Source organism: Vibrio sp. Isolate22 (assembly GCF_022398115.1).
Taxonomy (GTDB): domain Bacteria; phylum Pseudomonadota; class Gammaproteobacteria; order Enterobacterales; family Vibrionaceae; genus Vibrio.
Genome location: NZ_JAKEUW010000030.1, coordinates 37,712 through 61,510, shown reverse-complemented (window position 1 = coordinate 61,510; position 23,799 = coordinate 37,712). Strand labels below are relative to the sequence as shown.

At 43.8% G+C, this 23,799-nt stretch carries 18 protein-coding genes and 1 riboswitch; of the genes, 7 read left to right on the top strand and 11 right to left on the bottom strand.

The window, feature by feature from the left end:
• Positions 1 to 300: 300 nt before the first annotated feature.
• From mukB to cmoM, 4 genes are all read right to left on the bottom strand, one after another.
• Entirely contained in the window at positions 301 to 4,758 is a 4,458-nt protein-coding gene (mukB, locus tag L1D55_RS16840) for a chromosome partition protein MukB (RefSeq protein ID WP_239918189.1), read from the bottom strand.
• Positions 4,755 to 5,549 carry a chromosome partition protein MukE gene (gene mukE, locus L1D55_RS16835; RefSeq protein WP_105025265.1) on the bottom strand — a complete coding sequence of 265 codons (795 nt, stop codon included), beginning with the start codon at positions 5,547 to 5,549 and terminating at the stop codon, positions 4,755 to 4,757. Before mukE ends, mukB begins: the two co-directional genes overlap by 4 nt.
• Positions 5,530 to 6,867, bottom strand: a complete 1,338-nt coding sequence (mukF, locus tag L1D55_RS16830) for a chromosome partition protein MukF (RefSeq protein ID WP_128160010.1) — start codon at positions 6,865 to 6,867, stop codon at positions 5,530 to 5,532. Before mukF ends, mukE begins: the two co-directional genes overlap by 20 nt.
• Before the next feature lie 125 nt (positions 6,868 to 6,992).
• Entirely contained in the window at positions 6,993 to 7,778 is a 786-nt protein-coding gene (gene cmoM, locus L1D55_RS16825; protein WP_239918188.1) for a tRNA uridine 5-oxyacetic acid(34) methyltransferase CmoM, read from the bottom strand.
• Positions 7,779 to 7,893: 115 nt separating this feature from the next.
• Between cmoM and elyC the strand changes: the two genes are divergently transcribed.
• Positions 7,894 to 8,748 (top strand): envelope biogenesis factor ElyC, encoded by an 855-nt coding sequence (gene elyC, locus L1D55_RS16820; protein WP_239918187.1) that lies wholly within the window; start codon positions 7,894 to 7,896, stop codon positions 8,746 to 8,748.
• Between the two features lie 104 nt (positions 8,749 to 8,852).
• Here the strand turns inward: elyC and torR are convergent, their stop codons facing one another.
• Entirely contained in the window at positions 8,853 to 9,566 is a 714-nt protein-coding gene (torR, locus tag L1D55_RS16815; RefSeq protein ID WP_004737446.1) for a two-component system response regulator TorR, read from the bottom strand.
• Positions 9,567 to 9,822: 256 nt separating this feature from the next.
• Here torR and torD point away from each other — a divergent pair, with 256 nt between their 5' ends.
• The 3 genes from torD to L1D55_RS16800 all read left to right on the top strand — a co-directional run bounded on the left by torD (position 9,823) and on the right by L1D55_RS16800 (position 12,765).
• Positions 9,823 to 10,470, top strand: a complete 648-nt coding sequence (gene torD, locus L1D55_RS16810) for a molecular chaperone TorD (RefSeq protein WP_239918186.1) — start codon at positions 9,823 to 9,825, stop codon at positions 10,468 to 10,470.
• A gap of 316 nt (positions 10,471 to 10,786) precedes the next feature.
• The gene (purR, locus tag L1D55_RS16805; protein WP_102425138.1) at positions 10,787 to 11,791 is read left to right on the top strand and encodes an HTH-type transcriptional repressor PurR; all 1,005 of its coding nucleotides are present in this window, start codon (positions 10,787 to 10,789) and stop codon (positions 11,789 to 11,791) included.
• 170 nt (positions 11,792 to 11,961) lie between these two features.
• A riboswitch (cyclic di-GMP riboswitch) is annotated at positions 11,962 to 12,047 on the top strand.
• Positions 12,048 to 12,174: 127 nt separating this feature from the next.
• Complete coding sequence (locus L1D55_RS16800; RefSeq protein WP_004737443.1) at positions 12,175 to 12,765, top strand: TfoX/Sxy family DNA transformation protein; 591 nt, start codon at positions 12,175 to 12,177, stop codon at positions 12,763 to 12,765.
• Positions 12,766 to 12,869: 104 nt separating this feature from the next.
• Here L1D55_RS16800 and L1D55_RS16795 read toward each other — a convergent pair whose 3' ends face one another.
• Positions 12,870 to 13,229 (bottom strand): DUF3316 domain-containing protein, encoded by a 360-nt coding sequence (locus L1D55_RS16795; protein ID WP_128160002.1) that lies wholly within the window; start codon positions 13,227 to 13,229, stop codon positions 12,870 to 12,872.
• A 379-nt stretch (positions 13,230 to 13,608) separates the two neighbouring features.
• Between L1D55_RS16795 and L1D55_RS16790 the strand changes: the two genes are divergently transcribed.
• Both L1D55_RS16790 and L1D55_RS16785 read left to right on the top strand, forming a co-directional pair.
• Complete coding sequence (locus tag L1D55_RS16790) at positions 13,609 to 14,289, top strand: TVP38/TMEM64 family protein (RefSeq protein ID WP_171366651.1); 681 nt, start codon at positions 13,609 to 13,611, stop codon at positions 14,287 to 14,289.
• A 47-nt stretch (positions 14,290 to 14,336) separates the two neighbouring features.
• The gene (locus L1D55_RS16785; RefSeq protein WP_128159998.1) at positions 14,337 to 14,654 is read left to right on the top strand and encodes a DUF2007 domain-containing protein; all 318 of its coding nucleotides are present in this window, start codon (positions 14,337 to 14,339) and stop codon (positions 14,652 to 14,654) included.
• Positions 14,655 to 14,774: 120 nt separating this feature from the next.
• Here the strand turns inward: L1D55_RS16785 and L1D55_RS16780 are convergent, their stop codons facing one another.
• The 4 genes from L1D55_RS16780 to topA all read right to left on the bottom strand — a co-directional run bounded on the left by L1D55_RS16780 (position 14,775) and on the right by topA (position 21,683).
• A complete protein-coding gene (locus L1D55_RS16780) occupies positions 14,775 to 15,572 on the bottom strand; it encodes an alpha/beta hydrolase (protein WP_239918185.1) in 798 nt (265 codons plus the stop codon).
• Positions 15,573 to 15,854: 282 nt separating this feature from the next.
• Complete coding sequence (gene glgA / locus L1D55_RS16775; protein WP_239918184.1) at positions 15,855 to 17,309, bottom strand: glycogen synthase GlgA; 1,455 nt, start codon at positions 17,307 to 17,309, stop codon at positions 15,855 to 15,857.
• The gene (glgC, locus tag L1D55_RS16770) at positions 17,299 to 18,528 is read right to left on the bottom strand and encodes a glucose-1-phosphate adenylyltransferase (protein WP_083803037.1); all 1,230 of its coding nucleotides are present in this window, start codon (positions 18,526 to 18,528) and stop codon (positions 17,299 to 17,301) included. Before glgC ends, glgA begins: the two co-directional genes overlap by 11 nt.
• A gap of 524 nt (positions 18,529 to 19,052) precedes the next feature.
• Complete coding sequence (topA, locus tag L1D55_RS16765; RefSeq protein ID WP_239918183.1) at positions 19,053 to 21,683, bottom strand: type I DNA topoisomerase; 2,631 nt, start codon at positions 21,681 to 21,683, stop codon at positions 19,053 to 19,055.
• Between the two features lie 439 nt (positions 21,684 to 22,122).
• On the opposite strand from topA, the gene L1D55_RS16760 reads away from it, so the two are divergent.
• Complete coding sequence (locus L1D55_RS16760; RefSeq protein WP_004737436.1) at positions 22,123 to 22,368, top strand: YciN family protein; 246 nt, start codon at positions 22,123 to 22,125, stop codon at positions 22,366 to 22,368.
• Between the two features lie 61 nt (positions 22,369 to 22,429).
• Here L1D55_RS16760 and aroA read toward each other — a convergent pair whose 3' ends face one another.
• A complete protein-coding gene (gene aroA / locus L1D55_RS16755; RefSeq protein WP_239918182.1) occupies positions 22,430 to 23,710 on the bottom strand; it encodes a 3-phosphoshikimate 1-carboxyvinyltransferase in 1,281 nt (426 codons plus the stop codon).
• Positions 23,711 to 23,799 lie beyond the last annotated feature (89 nt).

The window sequence follows — 23,799 nt, the reverse complement described above, 5'->3', positions numbered from 1 at the left end:
CATGGATAGCCTCGGCTTCAAGACCGCAAAGGCATTTAGCCTCAGAGTTAGGTTTAAGAGTCAGTGTAATAAGTGATGCTGTCTGGTGAGACTTTACTATTTTAAAGCCTTCCCAGAATGAAGATAGGAAAGTATGATTCGGCATGAAAACGGTAGTTTGTGTATGATTTTTGTTTGGCGACTAAACCATATCACTTACTACCGTTTTTGTTTTTAGTTCCCGCTAATCCGCGATGAACCTAAAAAAAGCCCCTACAATGAGGGGCTTAAAATTAGTAGAAGTAAGTCAGCTTCTGCTTATTATTCAGTTTCTTCGATAAGCTCTTGAACTGGAGAGGCTGGCTTATTCTGAGCAAATCCGCGCAGACCAACAACGTGTACGTGTTCGTGATCTTTGAAGACCTTACGTACCAGTTTGTAGGTTGTACCCTTCTCTGGGCTGATGTTCTCTGGTGCTGCAATCAGAAGCTGCATACCTAAACGGTCACACAGTTCAAACAGTGTAGAGATAGACTTCGCATCCAGACGAGCTGCTTCATCAAGGAACAACAAGCGACATGGAACAATGTCTTTGCTACGAAGTCGACGAGATTCTTCTTCCCAGCTCTGAACCACCATCAATAGGATAGATTGACCAGTACCAATCGCCTCACCGGTAGACAGTGCGCCCGATTCCGCTTGTAGCCAACCATCAGAACCACGGTTAACTTCAACACTTAGCTCTAGGTAGTTACGGTAATCCAGTAGCTCTTCACCCAGAACTTGAGGAGAACGTTGGCCCATATCGATGTGTGGGTTCACACGTTGGAACAACTTCGCCATCGCTTCTGAGAAGGTGAAACGAGTCGTTTCGAACAAGTCTTTGTGCTGCTCTTGTTGAGTCGCTAGGCCTGATAGCAAGATTTCGTGGCTTTCACGGATCTTAACGTTCAGACGTACGCCCTTAACCTGACCAAAGTAAATGTTCGACAGACCTTGGTTTAGCATACGAATACGGTTCTGCTCGCGCTGAATCGTCTTCTTAATGATGCTTGCTACCGACTCAGAACTAATTGCTAAACGGTTTTCACGTTGCGTCAGTTCTTCTGTTAATCGAGCTAGCTCAACTTCCATCTCTTCGATTGCTTCAACCGGATCATCCGTATGAATGATGTCTTGGCGAATACGCTCGCGAAGATGTTGGTAAACCGCAATGTAGAACAGAACCTTACGCTCAGGATGTGCGTTATCTTCCGATAGGCGCAGTGAATCGCGTAGGTCTTCGTTGTCAGCCACAGCCAAGCGCAGTGCACCCAGTGATTTATCCGACATTGAGCGAAGTTCACCAGCCGTTAGGTAAGCCAGTTCACGCTTGTGTAGACGACGTTCAACGTCATTCTCACGAGCTAAACGCAGTACTGAACACCAACCTGCTTTTGCTGCAACAACGAAGGTACGAAGCTCTGTGTACTCTTTCTGTACTTTCTTAAGACGCTTAGCCAGCGCTTTCATCTCAAGTTCAGTCGAGGTAATCGTACGCTCGTATTCGCTCTTACGGCTACGAGAGGTATGCAGACGCTCTTGAAGCTCGTCACGACGACGAACCGCGCGCTCTTCAGCGCCTTCATCGGCGTTAACACCGAACTCTTGAAGCTCTTGTTTGAACTCCTGAACAGTCTCTTGCTTCGCTTGATGCGAGCTCTTCAGCGCCGCCAATACTTGGTTGTACTGGTTCATCTGTTCGCGAGCTTGCTTCAAGCCATCGCGGCCTTTCGCACGAGCTTGTTCTGCTTGAACCAGTTTCGCTTTCAGTTGCTCACTCAATTCACTGCTCTTGTTAAGCAGGTCAACTGAGTCTGCGTAAGCAAAGTAGTGACGACGTTCAATCAGATCAGACAGTGCGAATACTTTGCCTTTTAACGTTTGCAGCGCGTTGTCCGCCTGACGGTACTCATCTTCCAAAGCTTCAAATTGCTCTGGGTCAGCGTCTAGTGCAGAAACGATTTGCTCTAGTGACGCAAGTGCTTTGCCATGAGTGTTCAGGTAAGACTTAGCTTCGCTCAGGCGTTCTAGTTGTACTTCTAGTTCAGCCAAACGCTCAGCTAATGTTTCGTCTTCTAGAATACGAACCATAGGCGCTAACTTATCAAGCGCAGCAATCGCCTGTTTACTTTGTTGAAGCTGGCTACGTTGTTGTTGCTCTTTCGAATCCAGTTCAGCCAATGAACGTACTACTTGGTTACGTTTCTCACGAACGACTGTAAGTGCTTGCTCTGGATCTGCGTTAAACGCAACGTGCAGGTGCTTCGCTACAAAGCTGTTGAATGCTTGGTATAGACGATTCAGCTTTTGAGAGTCAAACGCAGCTTTCGCGTGATTCTCAACAACCACATCGCGCTCTTCACGCAGTTTCTCTAAACGTTGCTCACGAGCCGCACGACCAAACAGTGGGATCTCAGGAAAACGAGAGTAACGCATTTGGCGATCGTTCAATTGAACACACACCGCGCCTTCTAACTCATCGGCATTGAACGAGCTGTCATCAAACGCGTCAACATCACCTTCAAGGATGTAAAGGTCTTCAGGACAATCATCAAGATCAATCAGTTTCTCTTTGATGCCATCAAGATCCGAAACCACAATCGCATGACGAGCCGGGCCGTACATCGCACTGAAGTAAGGCGCATCGCCAATCGTGATGTCGTCGTAGATCTCAGAAAGCAACACGCCACCAAGCGTATCCGCTAGGCCTTTCAAACGAGGATCGTTAGAACCACCTGGAGATGCTAGGCGCTCAATTTCTTGCTCAAGTTCAGCTCGGCGAGTTGCCAGTTGATCTTTAGCAACCGCTTGAGATTTTTCGTCTTCAAGTACTTGCTGCATTTGAGTCATTACCGCTTGGCTATCTTCTAGCTCAGCTTCGGTTTGATCTCTTAATGATTCAAGCGCATCGTTTGCTGTGATCCACGCAGGAGCAATTGACTCAAGCTTTTGAATCTCTTGATCGTGGTTTTGCTGAACACGACGTTGCTCACTCTTCGCTTCACGCAGCTCCTCTTGAGCATACTCAAGCGTTTCGATCTGCATGGCATGACGTTCACGTTCTTCTTCGAAAACCGCTTCGTCAGTCAGTGAAATGTTGTGTTGCTTTTGGTACTCAGTCGCTAGCTCTTTCGCTTGACGTTGCTGCGCTACGTCACGAGCCATGTCACGGTGTTGAGCACGCCATTGCTGTTCGTTTTCAACAACATGTTTGGCGTTGCGGCCTTTTTCTAGAGCTTGCTTAGCGCTATGAGACGCTTCTTTACGTTCAACGTCACCAACAATGCTCTTAACCAAAGACAATGCTTTGTCGAACTGTGCCGAAGCTGCAGAAGACATGTCTAGCTTGTGTTTCGTTGCCAGTAGAGTCTGTGTGCTTGATTCTTCTTGTGCTTTCAGCTCAGAAACTAGAGTTAACGCACTTTCTGCAGTAATCGATTCATCACCCAGTAACTGCTTGGTTTTCTCTAATGCTTGAACCGCTTGCTGGTATTGAAGTGCGCGGGTCTGCTGAACATCCAATGCTTGTTGGTAATCAGCAAGCTGAGTTTTCAGGCTATCCACTTCTTCTTCAGTAATAGTTGCCTGCTCTTCAGCAAGAAGTACTCGCTCTTGAGCTTCCTCAACCACCATCATCTGCTCTTCTAGACGCTCATTAAGCTCTTCTAGATCTTCGCTATAGCGAGCAATTTTCTCTTGCTGACGAAGTGCAGTTTGAACCAATTGAAGATGATCCGATGCCGCTTGGTAGTCTTGCTCTAGAGACGATTCTTGATCCACCAGCAACTCAAGTTCTTCTTGAACTCGATTCAACAGGTTGTTCTGCTCAAGTAAAGTTTCGCGCGAACCGAACAGTTCACCACGGAACTTCATGGTTTGATCAAGCTTGTTACGACGATCGTTGGCATGGCGCATATAGTCTGCTGCCACGTAGTTGGTCGATTCAGTGATCAAATGCTTGAACAAGTCACGATCCGACTGAGTTGTCTTGATCGCTTCTAACGTCATACGGTTCTCACGCAGTGCCGATTCCATATCTTGGAATGCTTTCTTCACACCACCATTTTGCGGCAGAAGGTAATCACGCAGAGAACGTGTAATCGCGCTCGAAATACCACCGTAAAGTGATGCCTCAATTAGACGGTAGAACTTAGAACGGTCGCCGCTATTACGCAGTTTCTTCGGTACTACACCGTATTCGAACATCTGTGAGTGGTAATCCACAATCGAAGAGAACGCTTTGAAATGTGCGCCTTCGTATTGTGCAACAGCTGCTTTTACATCATTTAGCTGACATACACGAGCGTGGCTGTCTGAAACGTTCTGGATAAGCACATCAGTTGGTTTCACATGGCTTGGAAGGCCTTGGATAACGAACGGCTTGATGTCTACTTTCTTGTCACGACCAGCAACTTGCTGCAATTTTACTGCAAACAGTAGTCGTTGGTTACGAGAGTTCACCACATCTAGCGCTGCATAACATGCGCCTGGCTGAAGCTTACCGTAAAGGCCTTTATCACGAGATGACTGTGAGCTACCCGCTTCCGTAGTGTTACGGAAATGCAGAAGGCTTTGGTCTGGGATAAGTGCTGTAATGAATGCCGCCATTGTGGTCGACTTACCTGCACCGTTACCGCCAGAAAGCGTTGTAACCAATCCATCAATATCAAAAGTACGCGCGAAGAAGCCGTTCCAGTTGACCATGGTTAATGATTGATACTTACCTCTTTCAATCATGCTTCACCTTCTACTTTTGTTTGTTCGCCATCGTTTGACTCAAGGTCAAAGTCAGCTTGATCGTTAAAAATATCTTGTTGACCGTTTTCATCTACATCTGATGCAGCTTCAGCTTTCTCTTCATTCAACAAGCTACCTTGGTTAGGTTCTTGAGTATGCACCACAGCCTCACCATCACGGATAAGACGCAGTTGAGCTTCTTTCATGTCATCGCCAACACGTACGTCCGCACCAAAACGGAATACCGCTTCGCTGATACGGAATTTGCCCGTTTCGCCAATCGCAATCAACATACCGATACGACGCAGGCGACGCAGCGAAGTACGTACTTTTTCAAACAGTTTTTCTTTGTCTAAGTCAGAACCAGATGCACGGTTTGTTGCTAGCTTCATGAGTTTTTTCTCATCCGCTAACGCCATTAGCTCTTCAAACAACTCTTGGTTAGTGAAGATACCTTCGTGAGCCAAACGTTCTGGGCTTAGGTATAAGAAACACAAGACCTTACCTACAAGCATGTCTAGCTCAGACAACACACTGCGGCCGATCAGAGACGTAGAACGTGGACGCAGATAGAAGAAACCTTCCGGTGCTTTCACAAGTTCTGTGTTGTAGCGTTGGTAGAAATGCTGAAGCTCAACTTCAAAATCAGAAAGTAACGCGTGGTTATCTAGGTCTTCTGTTGAAATATGCTTGCCTGAACGCAGCATGCTATCTAGCGCAGGGAACAGTGGGTTCGCTATCGCTTTTACCAGTTTCTCTGGCATGTAATCATCAGTACTTGTTAATGACATTGGCTTGTACCTTTGCACCGAAATCGTTGATTGCCTGCCAATCTGGCTGAATAGCCTGATAGTCAGACTCTGAGTAACCTAAGCGCACCGCTTGGTCGACAACAATTCTGGCTAAATCAAAATGGTGTGTGCGAGGGTGTTCAGCGAGGTAATCGCGTAACACAAGGCCAAGATCGATTGGCGCACCTTGCTGTTTGTGAGCTTTCAACATATCTGCGATTTTTTCAGACAACAGATCGTTCACTTGCTCAAATTCTTCGTACTCTACGTCGAGTGGCGCTTGTCCTGTTACTTCGTCATCACGAAGCACTAGTGCTTCATCACGAAGGTCGGTTAGCTTTTCAGCGTCGGCATACGTCAGTAGCCAAGGCGCATCAAAATATTCAGTCACAGATTGACGTAGGCGTTGGCTGAAGGCACGGTTCTTATCCATATCAATCGCGGTACGGATAAACTTGTGAACGTGACGGTCGTAGCCGATCCACAGATCAATTGCTTGTTGGCCCCAACTTGTGATTCGGTCGAGCTTCATTTGCAGACCAAACAGGGTTTCGCCAACAAACTCAAGTTCGTCGTCACCGTAGACTATTTCTTGGATATCGAGGATCTGCGTTTGCAGTTCATCACCTGCCGCTTGCAAGGTGTCTTGCAGCTCTTTTAGCGTGGCTGAGGTTTCTGATAGCAAGACTTCACAGTTGTTGATCGCCTCACGCCAATCTTTATTAAGAAGGTCGGCAATCTGCTGTTTTACAGTCTGTTGCTGCTCATCCATAACACGTTGGTTAAGATCAATCTGATCGAAAATTTCACCAACAGAATACTTGAGCACGCCGTAAACGTTCTTTCTCCAATGCCCTGGCGTTCCACCTTTTTGGGCTGCTTCAATGGCTTTTGCCATTTCGTCCGCAACCATTGAAAGTTGGATAGACAGTTTTAATTTAGAAAACTGACGGTGACGTAAATAATAATCTGAGATACCAATAGCCAACGGTGACAAGCGGTAGATGCTTGCGCCATCGGTAATTTCGCTGGTGAAGCGGCTAATCAACTTCTGTTTAACCAACTCATTGATTGCGTTATTCGCGCGAAACGCTGACGCTTCACCAGTATCTTCAAACAGTCGAGTGACGATAGTAAATGCATCATGCAGTTCACCCTCGCCCAACTCTTCATCGAACCTTTCATTGCTTAGTACTGCGATAGCAATCAAAAATGCTAAGCGCTCTGGCGGCAAGTTTAATGAAAAATCATGCTGCTTGACCCAGCCCACCAACTCATCAATTGGCTGCTCTTCGGCAGTTTGAGTCATTTCACTCATTGTGGTTCCTGTTACTGTTCTTCGTCATATCGAATACATTTGATATGACGCCTATTTCTTTATAACGCGGGCTTATTACGATTGCATAGCGCATGTTGTGGCTTCTTTTACCACATTCATCACTGTTATTGCGCAGGTTTTTGAGCCCAAACGTGAATATAACGGCCTAGTGACAGATATGGCTCTTGGCGGCATAGCTGCTTTTCTAGTTCCAATACATCTTCAAATTGGTAATCGCCCATGTACTCCATATTTCCTATGTAGTCACTGAAGGAGCGAATGCCAGATTTACCACAGATTTCTAGACCAGCGTCTTCTATCCATTGATAAACCTCTTCAGGCTTCAAGCCTTTTTGTGGTTGCAGCTTAAACCGTTTTCGATGTGGCATCCCATTCAATACATGAGGAATGTTGCCACAAATCACATTTTTCAGGACTAATCCGTGGTGGTTGTAAAACATTATCGAGGCAACGCCACCCGGTTTAACTTGTTCAAGTAGCAAATCGAGTGCTTCTTTAGGGTTGACCAGCCACTCCATAACGGCATGAAACATCACAAAATCGACTTTATCATCGAGATGCTCTGCCACTTTTTGTACCGGAGAATGGATAAACTGATATTGCTCTAACAGCCCCGCTTCGGTGATCCCTTCTTGAGCCAGCTTTAGCATCTCAGAAGACAGATCACATAGAGAAACCTTATGACCAAGCGCCGCGATTTTTTGCGACATCTGTGCCAACCCGCCTCCGGCATCAAGCACATGCAATGGAGAAGCAGAACCTTCAAACTTGCTCAAAGCTTGTTCTAAATCTTCCCATACGATGATCTGACGGATCTCTCCTTTGTCGGAGCCGTAAATATTTTTTGCAAATTTGTGGGCAATATCGTCGAAATTACGGTCTTCAGTCACAGCTACTTGAGTTATTATGTCCTATCGTGCCTGCTATTCTGTCACAGGAATTTCAGGAATAAAGAGGCGATGTCTCTTTTTACTACTAAGTGATGTTTTTTCGGACTATTCGGATATGTTTGAGCTGAAAAAAGTAGTGTCTTCATTACTGATGCCACTACCTGCAATGTTAATCCTCGCATTTCTGGGCTTAGCCCTAGTGATGTTTACTACTAAAAGAAAGACTGGTTGCTTAATTACCCTCTCTGCCCTCTGTGGTATTTTCCTAATCGCTTTCCAACCAGTTTCTAGTCAACTATTAATGCCAATGGAAAGGCAGCACACTGCATTTTTACCGGTCGATGAGACTGTCGATTACGTGATGGTTCTCGGTAGCGGGCACGTTGTTGATGACCAGATCCCACCAACATCTGAACTGAGCCGTACAGGCTTGATGCGTTTAAGTGAGGGAATTCGTATTTTACGCCTCTACCCTGGCGCTAAACTGATTTTGTCTGGCTACGGGGCTGGTACAGAGGTCAGTAACGCAAGAATGATGGCTAAGGTAGCCTTAGCACTTGGAGTGGCAAAACCTGACATCATTTTACTGGAAACAGCAAAAGATACCTGGGAAGAAGCTCGCCAAGCAGCAGCGTTCGTGAAAAACAAAAAGATGGTGTTAGTGACTTCAGCAAGCCACATGACACGTGCTCTTAACGAATTTAACGCAGCAGGTATGAAACCATTGCCAGCGCCAACCAACTATCTTGCTCAAGAAGGAATAGTAGAGCCATGGAAAAAGTACACGCCCAAAGCTCTTTACCTGGAACAGACGGAACGTTACTGGCACGAGACGCTGGGATTAATTTGGCAAAGCCTACGTGACTGGTTAGACACCAGTAGCGATGTTGCTGAAGAGCCAATCGTAATACCTGAAGCTTCTAGCTTAGCTGAAGACGATAACGCCATTTCGGCAGCACAGCCTCAATAGGCCAACGACATAAAATCCAAAAAATAATAAAAAAGCCGAGATATCTATGATATCTCGGCTTTTTAAGTTTGAGTTCTCTTGCTGACTAAGAGCTCTTAAAGAGTTTAGTCACCAGCAAACATGTAACCTTCACCGTGCACTGTCACAAAAATTTGTGGGTTCTTAGGGTCGAACTCCATTTTTGCGCGCATACGTCGAATTAGTACATCAATAGTACGGTCATTCGGCGCGTCAACACGGTGGCTGATCATATTAAGAATACGTTCGCGGCTCAATACCTGATTAGGGTAAGAAGACAGTGCAACCAATAATTCATATTCAGCTTTCGTCAGTTTTACCGGCTCACCGTTTTTGCTTAACGCACGACGAGGGATATCAAATGTCCATTCACCAAAACGAACCACTGACTCATCTTGTGACTCTTCAGCCTCACCTGCTGTCGTTTTACGAGCAGCAGAAATGCGCCAAAGTAGATTTTTAACTCGAACTAATAACTCGCGAAGTTCGAAAGGTTTAGTAACGTAATCGTCAGCGCCCATTTCAAGGCCAACAATTTTGTCGATGCTATCCGTGCGTCCAGTAACCAAAATAATTCCAATGTCAGATTGACTGCGTAATTCGCGAGTTAGCATCAATCCATCTTCGCCTGGTAAGTTGATGTCCAGCATAATGAGGTCAACGTTGTTTTCTTCTAACACGCTTCTCATTTGAGCACCGCTTTCGGCCTCGCTCACTGTGTAACCTTCGTTCTGGAAATAACCAACCAGTTTACTACGGGTCACCACATCATCTTCTACGACTAATACGTGATAGCTCATCTACACCACTTTTCTTATTTAATAGTTTCGGTGACTATTCTATTCATAACTAGTAACAATTCTAGTGGTACTGAAGATAAATGCCAGAAACATGGATTTTTTTTGATACAAGACAATCTTAAACCTTGCTATTTGTCGTCTAGCACAATTCAATATAGGCATTACTACTAACGAGTAACTTTGCATTTCGCAAATAACCTCGTCATCAGCCTTGGTGTGCGAAAAGACACCACAAGACTAAATCAGGATCTATGTAATGAAAGATACGAAAACGTTCAATGAGCAAAGAGCAGAAATTTACTGGTGGCTATCAAGCTTATTCGCCAAAGAGCTCACTCAAGACGAACTTGACCACTACCATTCTGTTGAAATTCGTTCTTTCTTAACTGGTTTAGGCGAAAATGAAACTCTAAAGCCTGCTATTGATAAGTTGGTTGATGCACTGAACCGCCTACAAACTCGCGAAGATGCACAACTAGAACTGTCTGCTGACTTTTGCGACCTTTTCCTAAAGACAGATAAGCATGGCGCCCTTCCTTATGCCTCAATGTACATCGGTGAAACTGGCCTATTAAACGATAAACCAGCGAAAAAGATGGAAGAGATCATGGCTAAGCACAACCTAGTGGTTAACCAAGATCTAAAAGAACCAGCAGACCACATCGCTATCGAACTCGACTTCTTAGGAAACCTAATCATTCGCTCTAATGAAACAGAATCAGAAGAAGAACTAGAAAAATCGTTCGAAGTTCAGCAACAATTTATCGAGCAACAGCTATTAACTTGGATCCCGAAATTCAACGTTAAGTGTCACGATGTTGATGAATTCGGTTTCTACGCTGCTGTCTCTTCTCTGCTAATGGCTTTCTGTCAATTAGATGCTCAATATTTAGCTGGTGAATAAGGTTAACTGATGACTAGGTAAATAAATTCCGTAGAATGTGACAATTCACCCGGATTTCTGGGTGAATTGTATTGCGAGTATTTTCTAGTCAGTCTAGAATTGTGACCGCAAACGATAAAATATGAAACATTCACGAAATGCTATGCTTATTAAGTTCAGAGCATTTCGGTGTTAAAACAAGCCGCTCACTAGCGGTTTTTTGTTTTTTAACACTTTAGTACCCAAAGAGCCCTACAAATTTAAGCTCTTAGTTAGGTAGCTTAACGGCTACTTCACTCCGTACTTTGGGGAAAGTAGCTTCTAATAGGATAAAACCATGGCCACTATAAAAGATGTCGCTCGCTTAGCAGGCGTATCAACCACAACCGTTTCTCACGTAATCAACAAAACACGTTTTGTTGCAGAAGCGACTCAAGAAAAAGTAAATAAAGCGGTAGACGAATTAAACTATGCACCAAGTGCTGTTGCTCGTAGTTTGAAGTGTAATTCAACACGAACTATCGGCATGCTAGTGACTCAATCAACAAACCTATTCTTCTCTGAAGTTATCGATGGTGTTGAGAGCTACTGCTACCGTCAAGGTTACACTTTGATCCTGTGTAACACTGGTGGTATCTATGAGAAGCAACGTGACTACATTCGAATGCTTGCAGAGAAACGTGTAGATGGCATCTTAGTTATGTGTTCAGACCTAACAGAAGAACTGAGAGAGATGTTAGATCGTCATGCTGACATCCCTAAAGTAGTCATGGATTGGGGCCCAGAGAGTTCTCAAGCAGATAAAATCATTGATAACTCTGAAGAAGGCGGCTACCTAGCGACTAAATACCTAATCGACCGCGGTCACTCAAAGATTGCTTGTTTAAGTGGCCACTTAGACAAAGCAGCCTGTGTTGAACGTATCGCTGGTTACAAGCGCGCTCTAGAAGAAGCAAACATCACTGCAAGTGACGATATGATCATCGAAGGTAACTTCGAGTGTGATACAGCAGTACTTGCGGCAGACAAAATTGTTGAGATGGAAGAGCGCCCTACGGCAGTATTCTGCTTTAACGATACGATGGCACTCGGCTTAATGAGTCGCTTACAGCAAAAAGGCATCCGTATCCCAGAAGATATCTCTATCATTGGCTACGATAACATCGAATTGGCGGAGTACTTCTCTCCACCATTGACCACCGTTCACCAACCGAAGCGTCGTGTCGGCAAGAACGCATTCGAAATTCTGCTTGAGCGCATAAAAGACAAAGACCATGAAAAACGTGTCTTCGAAATGCACCCAGAAATTGTTGAACGTAGTACAGTTAAAACGTTAAATTAACTGATAAATTGAGTTTATTTTCATCAAGCGCACCTTTGGGGGCGCTTTTTTTATCAGCAGACAAAATAAACCTAGTTTCATATAATAAAGATCATTAATTGAAGCAATATCACATTTTGAAATATCAAGTGTGAGCCTCATTCAACAAAAACTTTATTCTATTCAATCAGTCACGCACAGGGCAAATCACTTGAAAAGGTGAGACGCAAAGCTTCCGGCCTAAACCACTCGTTGGTATGGTAGCGGGGTTACCGATGGCAAAATGCAGTAACTACTAATAATTTAGTAATTTACGGCTTATTGACAATGTAATTGCAACATTTTGCTAATCTCTCGGACCTGCTTATTTGGTGGCGTAGTTCAAATACACCGAGATAAATAACATGGATAAACCGATACTAAAGGACTCAATGAAGTTATTTGAGCCCCTAGGAAAAATAAAATCACGCTCAATGTTTGGTGGATTCGGTCTTTTTGCTGATGACACTATGTTTGCTCTGGTTGTTAATGACCAGTTGCACATACGAGCAGACAAAGGCACAACAAAACAGTTCGAGCAACAAGGGTTTCAACCGTACGTCTACAAAAAACGTGGTTTCCCTGTCGTAACTAAATACTTCGCTTTACCAGAAGGCCTGTGGCAAGACCAAGAGAAAATCTTACAACTTGCAACTACGTCTCTGGGTTTTGCAAAAGAAGAGAAAGCTGAACAGTCCGCTGCTAAGCCTACTCGACTGAAAGACCTCCCTAACCTTCGACTTGCCACTGAGCGCATGTTGAAGAAGGCCGGGATTGATTCCGTAGAACGTTTATATGAATCTGGCTCTGTAAACGCATTTAATGCCATCAAGGAATCTCATACGTCCTCTGTCAGTATTGAACTGCTTTGGGCATTAGAAGGAGCGATCAATGGCACGCATTGGTCGGTTATTCCACAGCAACGTCGCGAAGAGCTTATCAGTCGCGTCAATTAACATTGTCAGTACACCCTTTTTTATACAACTAAGCCGCATTTCTGCGGCTTTTTTTTCGATTAGTAACATTAGATAGTTTGCTGTTTTAGCACCCTATCAACATCCTAGAAAGATGGGCGATAATTATACTTAAAGTCGACTTTGACCATCGGAACGAAGTTAATCTCTCCAGATGAGTTCATGATTTCTTTGACTTTGATGCTCCCGTTTCTGATTTCAAACGAACGCACGTCCACCTTTTCAGAAGCTTGAGGTAGGATTTTGCTGAGTTCATAGGAACCCTTGCCGTTTATCTCCATCCAGATTTGTTTACCAGATTCGTAAGCCTGTGATTGGCTCGCAACTACATCCCCTTTAAAGATTTTAGATTCTACAGCGGCTCTATGATAGACACCCGAACCCATAGCTTGGAAAGAGAAAAGGCTTGTTGTAGCGATAACCGTCATCATTGATAATAATTTCATAGCTAGCTCCTTAGTTGTCTGCCTGAATAATTATCTAAAACAATCTTCATGCCTCGATTGTTACGTATATAGAACGAACCAAGACCAAAACTCTTTCAATTTTTTATCACTTTTTACGTGGTACAAATTATTTCTCTTAGATTAAGTTATATAAAACAATCCTCTAGCAAAAACTCATAATCTTTTAATCGCTGGATACTTCTCCCAGCTTTATGCTGCGAATTCCTATCGCTTACACAAAGCCAAACAGTTGGGCTAACCGTTCAAACTCTACTAATCGCATAAAATAAATAGTTTTTTATCATCTAATGAAAGTTAATCTATGCTTTGCCTGTCTATCTATACTAATGGTATGCATTGAAAATTTGAGGAAGTATCAATGAGTAAGAAAATGATATTGGGTATTGTGCTAGTCGTTACGATTGTTTTATTAGGCATCAACTTTGGTCAATACCTCACGCTGGAAAACGCCAAAGCACAACAAGCCGTGTTAAACGACTATATAGAAAGTAACTTTATTGTGGCTGCCGCGACTTACTTCATCGCGTATGTATTGATCACCGCTTTCTCTATTCCAGGAGCAGCGGTTGTTACCCTTCTTGGGGCTGCTCTATTTGGATTTTGGAACAGCTTACTTTTGGTTTCTTTCGCCAGTGCGATCGGCGCAACTCTTGCCTTTTTAAGTAGCCGCTACTTGCTACGTGACTGGATACAAACTAAGTTTGGCGACAAACTGTCTACAATTAATAAAGGTGTCGAAAAAGACGGCGCATTTTACTTGTTCTCTTTACGCCTTATACCTGTGTTCCCGTTTTTCCTTATCAACCTGCTAATGGGCTTGACGCCGATGTCGGTGACTCGCTACTACGTAACAAGCCAAATCGGCATGTTGCCAGGTACTGCTGTATTCTTAAATGCTGGTACTCAACTCGCAGAAATTGATTCGCTTTCAGGTATCGTTTCACCATCTGTACTATTGTCATTTGCATTACTGGGCGTATTCCCAATTATTGCCAAATGGTTGATGAGTAAGTTTCGTTCAGCGCCTGTTGCTGAATAATTTATAATAGACAAATGACACAGATAGCCGAATAAGGTTCAATTTCAATGAAAATCTTCAGTGCATCGAATCCGACAGAAGCGCACATCATCTGCGGATTGTTAGAAAGTGAAAATATTGCGTGTGAAGTCCGTGGTGAAGGTTTGTTTGGTTTGAAAGGGGAAATTCCATTCTCGGAAGAAACTGACCCTTATGTGTGGTTATATGAGCCAGAAATGGCCACTAAAGCCCGCACAATCGTTAATGACTATCAAAAGCAACAAGATTCGATCATCTATGAAGAGTGGCGCTGCAGTGAATGTCATGAAGTGAACGAAGCACAATTTGGTTCTTGCTGGCAGTGCGGTGCGAACTCTCCCGAATAAATGAACTTAATGAAGCCCTAGCTGCTTCACCCAATACCTCCTCTAAACAAAAACGGGAAGCTACAAATAGCTTCCCGTTTTTATTTCAATTAAATATTAGTTCAGCTCACTGACTTAAAGTCATTGAATTTGCTTTTGGATAAACTCGATAGAGTGCTGATTAAACTCTTCTGGATTTTCAACATTGCAAACATGACCACAGTTTGCAATTTCGACCAGTTCACTCGACTCATGCGCCTCAACCATCTCTTTAACGGGCTTGATGAACATGTAATCACGCTCTCCCATCAAGTAGAGGGTTGGAATTGGCAATTCGCGGTCTTTGAAGTACTTCATTAGAGGGTTCACATCAGCCGTTAATATAAACCAACGCTTAAACTCTTTTTGACACAGTTTTTTAGCTTCACGGATAAACAGGTGACGAGACTCTTTTTGACTTTTTTGTGGCATTACGATGTAAGCAAAAAGACTATAAAGCCACATGTAAGGAATGATGTGTTTGCTTAGGTTTCCGAGTTTAACTAATACCTGAGAGCGAGTATTGAGTTTAGTAACCGCACCACCTAATACCATTGAACGTACACGCCCTGCGGCTAGCTCTGCAATATTCCGGACGATGATAGTCCCTAACGACATGCCAACGAAATGCGCCGAACGAATTTTTAGATGATCGAGCACTTTAAGAATATCGAGAGTAACGGCTTTAAATGTGTAACGATTCAACATCAGATCTTTAAGGATATTGTCTGATTTACCGTGCCCTCTCAAATCAATGAGCAGCAAATTGAAATGTTGTTTATACGCCTTGATCTGCTTGAACCAGATTGAGGAGCTACCTCCAGCGCCATGCACAAATACCACCCACTCATCGCTCGTAGGGTGAGTAAATGTTTTATGAAATAATAAACTCTCAGACATACCTATCGCTTTAATTATTAATATGGAGCTATGCCTCATCACAAGGCGATGACTAAGGATATCACGCAATTGAGAAGATTAGGTGATAATAGTGTCAAACCTATCATTAACCTCGTGAATACCTTAACTACCTTTTCTACCGAACTACAATGAGTTTGCAAGCTTTGTCTTAATATACTCGATGTGCTCGGACCAGAAAACAAAAGGCGCCCTATTCTCAGAGCGCCTTGTGTGATTTCATTTTATCTACTTTGCCAATCTTAGTGTCTAGATAAACCGCTGCTACATAGCAGAGTGGTACATTGCTAGATACTCTTTTGCAGCATCTTCCCAACTAAAATCTTTCTGCATTGCATAAAGCTGAACACGCTTAATTTCAGATGGGTTTTGTGCGTAAAGCAACAACGAACGATGTAGAACGGCCAACAAAGCCTGCGGAGTCGGCTCTTCAAAAGCAAAGCCAGTCGCAACCTCAGGGTCCTCGTCATAATCATTAACACTGTCTTTTAGACCACCGACAGAGCGAACGATCGGTAAGGTGCCATAAGCCATACTGTAGATCTGATTTAAACCACAAGGTTCAAACTCAGAAGGCATCAAGAAAAAGTCAGAACCCGCTTCAACCAGATGCGCTACTTCATTGTTGTACGCCTCTACAAAAGAGAACTTTTCTGAATGCAGCGCTGATAGCTCTTTAAGTTGGCTCGCTAAAACAGGGTCACCCGTACCCACAATCACAATCTGAAGATCGTTCTTCAAGAATTGTTCAATGATAGGCAACAAATAGTGAATGCCTTTCTGGTTCGTTAAGCGACAAACCATCCCATACACTGCGCAATCGATGACCGGTAAGCCGACTTCTTGTTGAAGCTTCTGTTTACACGCTGATTTTCCACGCGCCATGCTGTGTTTGGTCGCTTTGTATTTACGAGGAAGAAATGCATCCGTTTCTGGATTCCAAGCACCGTAGTCACAACCATTTAGGATTCCGACTAAGTCTGAAGCTCTGCGTTGAAACTCAGCCGCCATACCATGACTACCAAGCTCTGTTTTTAGCTCTTCTGCGTACGTAGGGCTTACTGCGTTCACTTTATCTGCGCATAACACGCCAGCTTTAAGCATGGTTACGTGCGTATCACTGACCGCAGCTTCCGGAACATTACGACTGTGCATTTCAGGAAGACATTGCAGCTCATCGTATGAGAATACGCCTTTGAACACCGCGTTGTGGATTGAAATTACGCTACGAGTGTTCTCAAAAAAGTCATGCTGCTGGTAGCGAGATTTAAGCAAGAAAGGAACAAAACCTGTATGCCAATCGTTCGCGTGAATAATATCAGGTTGGAAACCAAGCTTAGGAAGCATATCCAAACATGCTGCACTGAAGAACGAAAAGCGCTCGCCATTATCAGCATAAGCCTGATTATTTTCAGCGTACATTTCTGGACGGTCGAAGTATTTAGCACATTCAATACCAAACACTTGTACGCCTTCAACGCTTAACTTCTTAACTTGATAAGCCGTATGCGGCCAATGATCGAGTTCTGTCGATAGAACAACTTCTGCAGAATCAATATTTGGGATGTTGCGGTAAGCGGGGATGGTCACTCGAACGTCCTGCTCGAGTGTTTGTAACGCTTTAGGCAGTGCCTTGGCTACATCAGCCAAGCCACCGCTTTTAATTAAGCCTTCAACTTCAGACGCTACAAAAAGTACCGAGAGAGTCTTAGTAACCAACTCGTGCTCCTTTAGGGATTACTACTACACCATCGTCAGAGACGTGGTAATGCTTTTTGTCTTCTTTCAGGTTTACACCAATCTGTGTACCCGGTGCGATGTCTGCATCTTTATCGACGATAACACGACGAAGTACACAGCCCTCGCCCACTTTTACGTCGCCTAATAAGATACTCTCACTGATATCACATGCTGATGCGATGTTGCTACGGAAGCCAAGTACACACTTCTCGATACGAGAACCACGAACATAGCTACCATTACACACTAAGCTATCGATGATTTGAACACGACCATTAGCTGAGTCTGTAAACGTCGCAGGTGGTAATGGTGGGTAGTAAGTGTGCAGTGGCCACTTGCGGTTGTATAGTGAGAATGGTGCATCTTTCTCAAGAAGATCCATGTGCGCTTGCCAGTACGCGTCAATCGTACCTACATCACGCCAGTAAACTTCTTCTTTCTCGCCAGTAATGCGGTTGGTGCTGAAGTCATAAACAAACACATCACCACGTGGGAACATGTTAGGAATAATGTCTTTACCAAAGTCATGTGAAGAACCTTCACGATCTGCATCTTCAACGAGCTCCGCAAAAAGCTCATTTGCTTCAAATACGTAGTTACCCATAGAAACCAATGCGGAATCAGGGTCACCTGGAATTGGTTTAGGGTTTGCAGGCTTCTCCTCAAAGCCGATCATACGGCCTTCCGCATCAACTTCGATAACACCGAACTCTGATGCTTCAGCCAAAGGCATACGTAGAGCAGAAACCGTTAGTGCCGCTTTCTTCTCTTTGTGGAAATCAAGCATTTGCTTAATATCCATTTTGTAGATGTGGTCAGAACCAAAGATACAAACTTGATCCGGTTCTTCTAGCTGCATGAAGCGAAGGTTTTGGTAGATAGCATCTGCCGTGCCTTCATACCAACGCTTACCCGTACGCATTTGAGCAGGGATTGGATCGATAAAACGATCTGTTATACCACTGATATTCCAACCTTTTTTCATATGGTGGAACAGTGACTGTGACTTGAACTGCGTTAATACATAGATCTTCATTAGATCCGCGTTAACGAAGTTATTTAAAGCGAAATCAATTAAGCGGTAACTACCACCGAAAGGAACCGAGGGTTTGCTGCGCGATTCAGTTAAAGGTCTTAAGCGAGAGCCTTCACCACCAGCAAGAATCATTCCCAATACACCAGCCATTTTATTCTCCATATATTTATAGCTTGTCGATGTCAGCACTCGTAGAGGTATCTTCCTCTGGGGGATGAGCACTGACAATGATTTCGGTACTTAGCGAATATCCATTCACATACAGTGACAGTATCCTAAGCCAAACGTTGTTTTTCGTGCACTATTGTTTGCACTTGGTTTTATATACGTTATCGACTTTCCAGCCGATTTCAATTTTTAATACGCCATTCTGTGCTACGTAAGCTGATTGCTTTCCTAAGACTTAAAGCAGCTCACATTACACCGTTTGAGCGAAACATTACATTAACACCCAACACACATCAGGTATACAACTAAACACTGATCTGTGAGTTACAATATTCTAATTAAGTTACACATTCGTTACAGTTGCATAAGATAGTGTGATTAATCTCTTAATTTATTTTACGCTATGAATTTAATAAAAGATTACAACTAAGACTTAATTTCAATCAGTTGCATAATTAGTCATATATGAGTCGAAAAAAAGCAGCCTATTGGCTGCTTTTTATATCAATAACGTTCAGTTACTTTTCTTTGGGCTTTTTACGTTTATCCGTTACTTCCCATTTACCGTCAATGTACAAGGCGGTCCAACCAGAAGGCTTACCATCCACTTCTGTACGAACGTAGTTCTCTTTTGTCTTACGACTAAAACGAACCACTGTCGGCTTACCGTCAGGATCAGCAACTGGAGCTGTCGTCAGGTATTGGAACTTCGGTGAAATACGGTCTTTAAAGCGAACTAACTCTTCCACTAAAGGAGCACGAGTTTCACGTGATTTAGGGAAGTTACTTGCTGCCATGAATAGACCAGAAGCACCATCACGAAGCACAAAGTACGCATCTGAATTTTCACATGGAAGTTCAGGGAAATGTACTGGGTCTTCTTTTGGTGGCGCAACTTCGCCGTTTTTCAAAATCTTACGAGTGTTCTTACAATCTTCACTCGTACAGTCCATGTACTTACCGAAACGACCATTCTTCAGAACCATATCTGAACCACACTTGTCACACTCAACAAGCGGGCCATCATAGCCTTTTACTTTGAATTCGCCGTGTTCAACCACGTAACCTTCACAGTTCGGGTTGTTACCACATACATGCATCTTACGCTTGTCATCAATCAGATAAGCGTCCATTGCCGTTTCACAAATTGGGCAACGCTTTTTAGCTCGAAGTGCTGCGGTTTCAACATCTTCTTCAAGAACGTTGATAATCCCTTCTTCATCACCAAGGTTAATCGTTGTCTTACAACGCTCTTTTGGTGGAAGTGCATAACCAGAACAGCCTAGGAATACGCCTGTCGAAGCAGTACGAATACCCATATTACGGCCACAAGTTGGACACTCGATATCAGTTTCAACGATGTGGTTTGGCTTCATGCCGCCTGCATCTTCGTCGAGATCGGCTTTTTCCAAATCACCGGTGAAATCTTTGAAGAAATTATCTAGCACACCTTTCCAGCTTGCTTCGCCTTCAGCGATTTGGTCTAACTTCTGCTCCATACGAGCAGTAAAATCGTAGTTCATTAGGTCATTGAAGCTGCCGTCTAGACGGTCAGTAACAATTTCACCCATCTTCTCAGCATAGAAACGACGCTGCTCAACTTTCACGTAACCACGATCTTGAATGGTAGAGATGATCGACGCGTATGTTGAAGGACGACCGATACCACGTCTCTCAAGTTCTTTAACAAGCGCCGCTTCAGTGAAACGAGCAGGTGGCTTAGTAAAGTGCTGCTTAGGATCCAATGCAATAAGATCCAGCTTATCGCCAATTTGTACTGCAGGCAGGATCGTATCTTCGTTTTTACCCATCGGACGTTGAACACGAGTCCAACCGTCGAATTTTAGGATACGACCTTTCGCTTTTAGGGTGTACTCATCAGCTTTCACGCTTACTGTTGTTGAATCGTACTGCGCAGGGGTCATTTGACACGCTACGAATTGATTCCAGATCAGCGAGTAAAGCTTGTATGCGTCTGCGTCTACGCCATTTAAATCTTCTGACTTAACATCAACGCTTGAAGGACGAATCGCTTCGTGAGCCTCTTGAGCGCCCTCTTTGCTGCCGTATACTAGCGCTTTAGGTGGCAGGTACTCTGCACCAAACTCAGAACCGATGTATTCACGAGCTGCTTCTACCGCTTCTGAACTCAAGTTAGTTGAGTCAGTACGCATATAAGTAATGTAGCCCGCTTCATATAGGCGTTGCGCCAACATCATGGTTTTCTTTACGCCGTAGCCAAGACGGGTACTCGCAGCCTGTTGAAGCGTTGAAGTAATGTACGGTGCAGACGGCTTACTCTTCGTTGGGCGGTCTTCACGCTTACATACTTCGTACTGTGCTTTCTCAAGAACACTCAATGCAGCTTGTGTTTGCGCTTCATTTTCAGGTTTAAACGCAACACCGTCTTTTTGTGCAACTTGAAGTCTAAAATCTGTTTTTTCCGCTGTTTTGGTATCAGCATGCACATCCCAGAACTCTTCCGGAATAAAGGCGTTGATCTCGCGCTCACGCTCAACAAGAAGCTTTACAGCCACTGATTGAACACGGCCAGCGGATAGGCCTCGTGCTACTTTCTTCCAAAGCAGAGGTGACACCATAAAGCCAACAACACGGTCCATAAAACGTCGTGCTTGCTGTGCATTTACGCCATCGATATTCAACTCACCCGGAGTTTCAAAAGCTTGTTGAATTGCGTTCTTGGTGATTTCGTTAAACACCACTCGCTTGTATCGCGTTTCATCGCCACCGATGATCTCACGAAGGTGCCATGCGATAGCTTCTCCTTCGCGGTCCAAATCGGTTGCGAGATAAACATGGTCTGCGTTCTCAGCCAGTTTTTGCAATTCAGCAACGACTTTCTCTTTACCAGGTAATACTTGGTAATTTGCTTCCCACTCTTTATATGGGTTGATACCCATCTTTTTAATGAGAGCTTTGCGATCTTTTTCTTTCTTGATACGAGCTTTTTCTTCTGGGCTCATACCCTTTGTTGAAACTGCAGCAGCCTTTTTACCAGTACTTTGACCTGCCGTTGGTAAATCACGTACGTGACCTACACTCGACTTAACGACAAAGTCTTTGCCAAGGTATTTATTGATAGTTTTAGCCTTGGCCGGCGACTCCACTATAACGAGCGATTTACCCATATTGACTCTAACGTCCTTAATCACGATGCTTCAGCACCAACAATTTAACTTGCGGGCTTTTACGCATGATATTCTAAATTCATTGCTTCTTTTTTTACTATTGTGCGAGTTTACTAGAAGATCAACCGCTTTTTTCAAAATTGGATCTGATCGCTCGACAATTCGACGACTCACAGATAAAAGGGTCACAATATAAAGAAGCTATAAAGTACTCGAAAAGAATACTAGCAAGAGCCTATTCATCAGGCATTAACTCTAAACGGGCTCATACTAAGCTTGTCCACGAATCGAACGCGAGCCCCATTCCATTATTTTTGCCATAAATCACAAAATAAATTGTGGATATTCGAAAAGACTCTCTTAATCGGTTGTGAAATCATTGAATTTCTAGTTCGACACCATAAACTCAACGTTATATTCAGTTATCAGAGATAAACTCATGACAAAGAAAGTAATAGCAGAATTTGATTTACTGCTTATCGCAAACCAAATTATCCAATCACATGATGACTACATTGAAGGCATGCGCGCAAACAGCGTAGTAGAGAAAGACGATGTGCTCGTCTTCAAAGGCGAATACTTCCTAGACAGCAATGGGATGCCGACAGAAAATACAACCGCAGTATTTAACATGTTTAAATACTTAGCGCACCATCTTTCAAAAGAATTTACGCTTCAGCAGTAATTAAAAAGCTTGCCATTTAGGCAAGCTTTTTTACTTCCTGAGTTTTATCAACTTAGCGTTCTTATTGACTCAGCATCTTCAGCTTGTCGAAGTAGTCAGGGAATGTCTTTGATGTACAACCCGGATCATTAATCGTTACCGGCGTATCACTTAGCGCGACCAACGAAAAACACATTGCCATACGGTGATCATCGTAAGTATCAATCGCCGCATGTTTCAATTCAGCCACTGGATTAACGATGATGTAGTCTTCGCCCTCTTCTACCTCAGCACCCACTTTACGTAGTTCGGTTGCCATGGCCGCAAGACGATCGGTCTCTTTCACGCGCCAGTTGTAGACGTTACGAATCGCTGTTGTGCCTTTTGCAAATAGGGCTGTTGTCGCAATCGTCATTGCTGCATCAGGAATATGGTTGTAGTCCATATCAATGCCCTTCAGCTCACCGCAACGAGAGATAACATAGTCATCGCCCCATTCAATTTCAGCACCCATTTTTTCAAGTGCATCAGCGAATTGGATATCACCTTGGATACTGTTTTTACCAATACCCGTTACCTTAATTTCACCACCTTTAATCGCAGCAGCTGCTAGGAAGTAAGACGCCGAAGATGCATCGCCTTCTACAAGGAAATCACCTGGTGCTTTGTATGATTGACCCGTTGGAATGACAAATTCTTGGTAATCGTTATTGATCACGTCCACACCAAATTGTTTCATAATGTGTAGCGTGATATCGATGTATGGTTTAGAAACCAATTCACCCTCAATTTTGATGGTCACTTCACCTTCTGCTAACGGTGCTGCCATCAAAAATGCCGTCAAAAATTGGCTAGAAATAGAACCGTCGATCGAAACCGTACCGCTTTTCAGACCCGTGCCTGTGATTTTCAACGGTGGGTAGTTTTCATTTTCTAAATATTCAACGTCAGCACCAGCTTCTCGCAAAGCAGTCACTAAGTGACCAATCGGACGCTCTTTCATGCGCGGCTCACCAGTTAGAACGTATTCACCATGACCTAAACAAAGTGCAGCAGCAAGCGGGCGCATCGCAGTACCAGCGTTACCTAAGAAAAGTTCGAGTGCTTTATCGCTTGAGAATGCACCACCAACGCCCGTCACTTCACATACGGTTTTGTCCGCTGATAGCTGATAATCAACGCCTAACTGGGTCAGAGCATTCAACATGTGGCGAATGTCATCACTGTCTAATAAGTTGGTTAGGCAAGTCGTTCCAGTTGAAAGCGCAGCCAAAAGAAGCGCACGGTTAGAAACACTTTTAGAGCCAGGTAGGTTAACTTCCCCACTCACTTTTTGAATTGGTTGTAACGTAAGGCTTTCCATTAAATCTTTTAGTCCTTGTACCACCCGAAGTCACTGGCGAGTATTTATTTTCGGGTGATGAATAATTCTTCGTACTTGCAGACTAACGA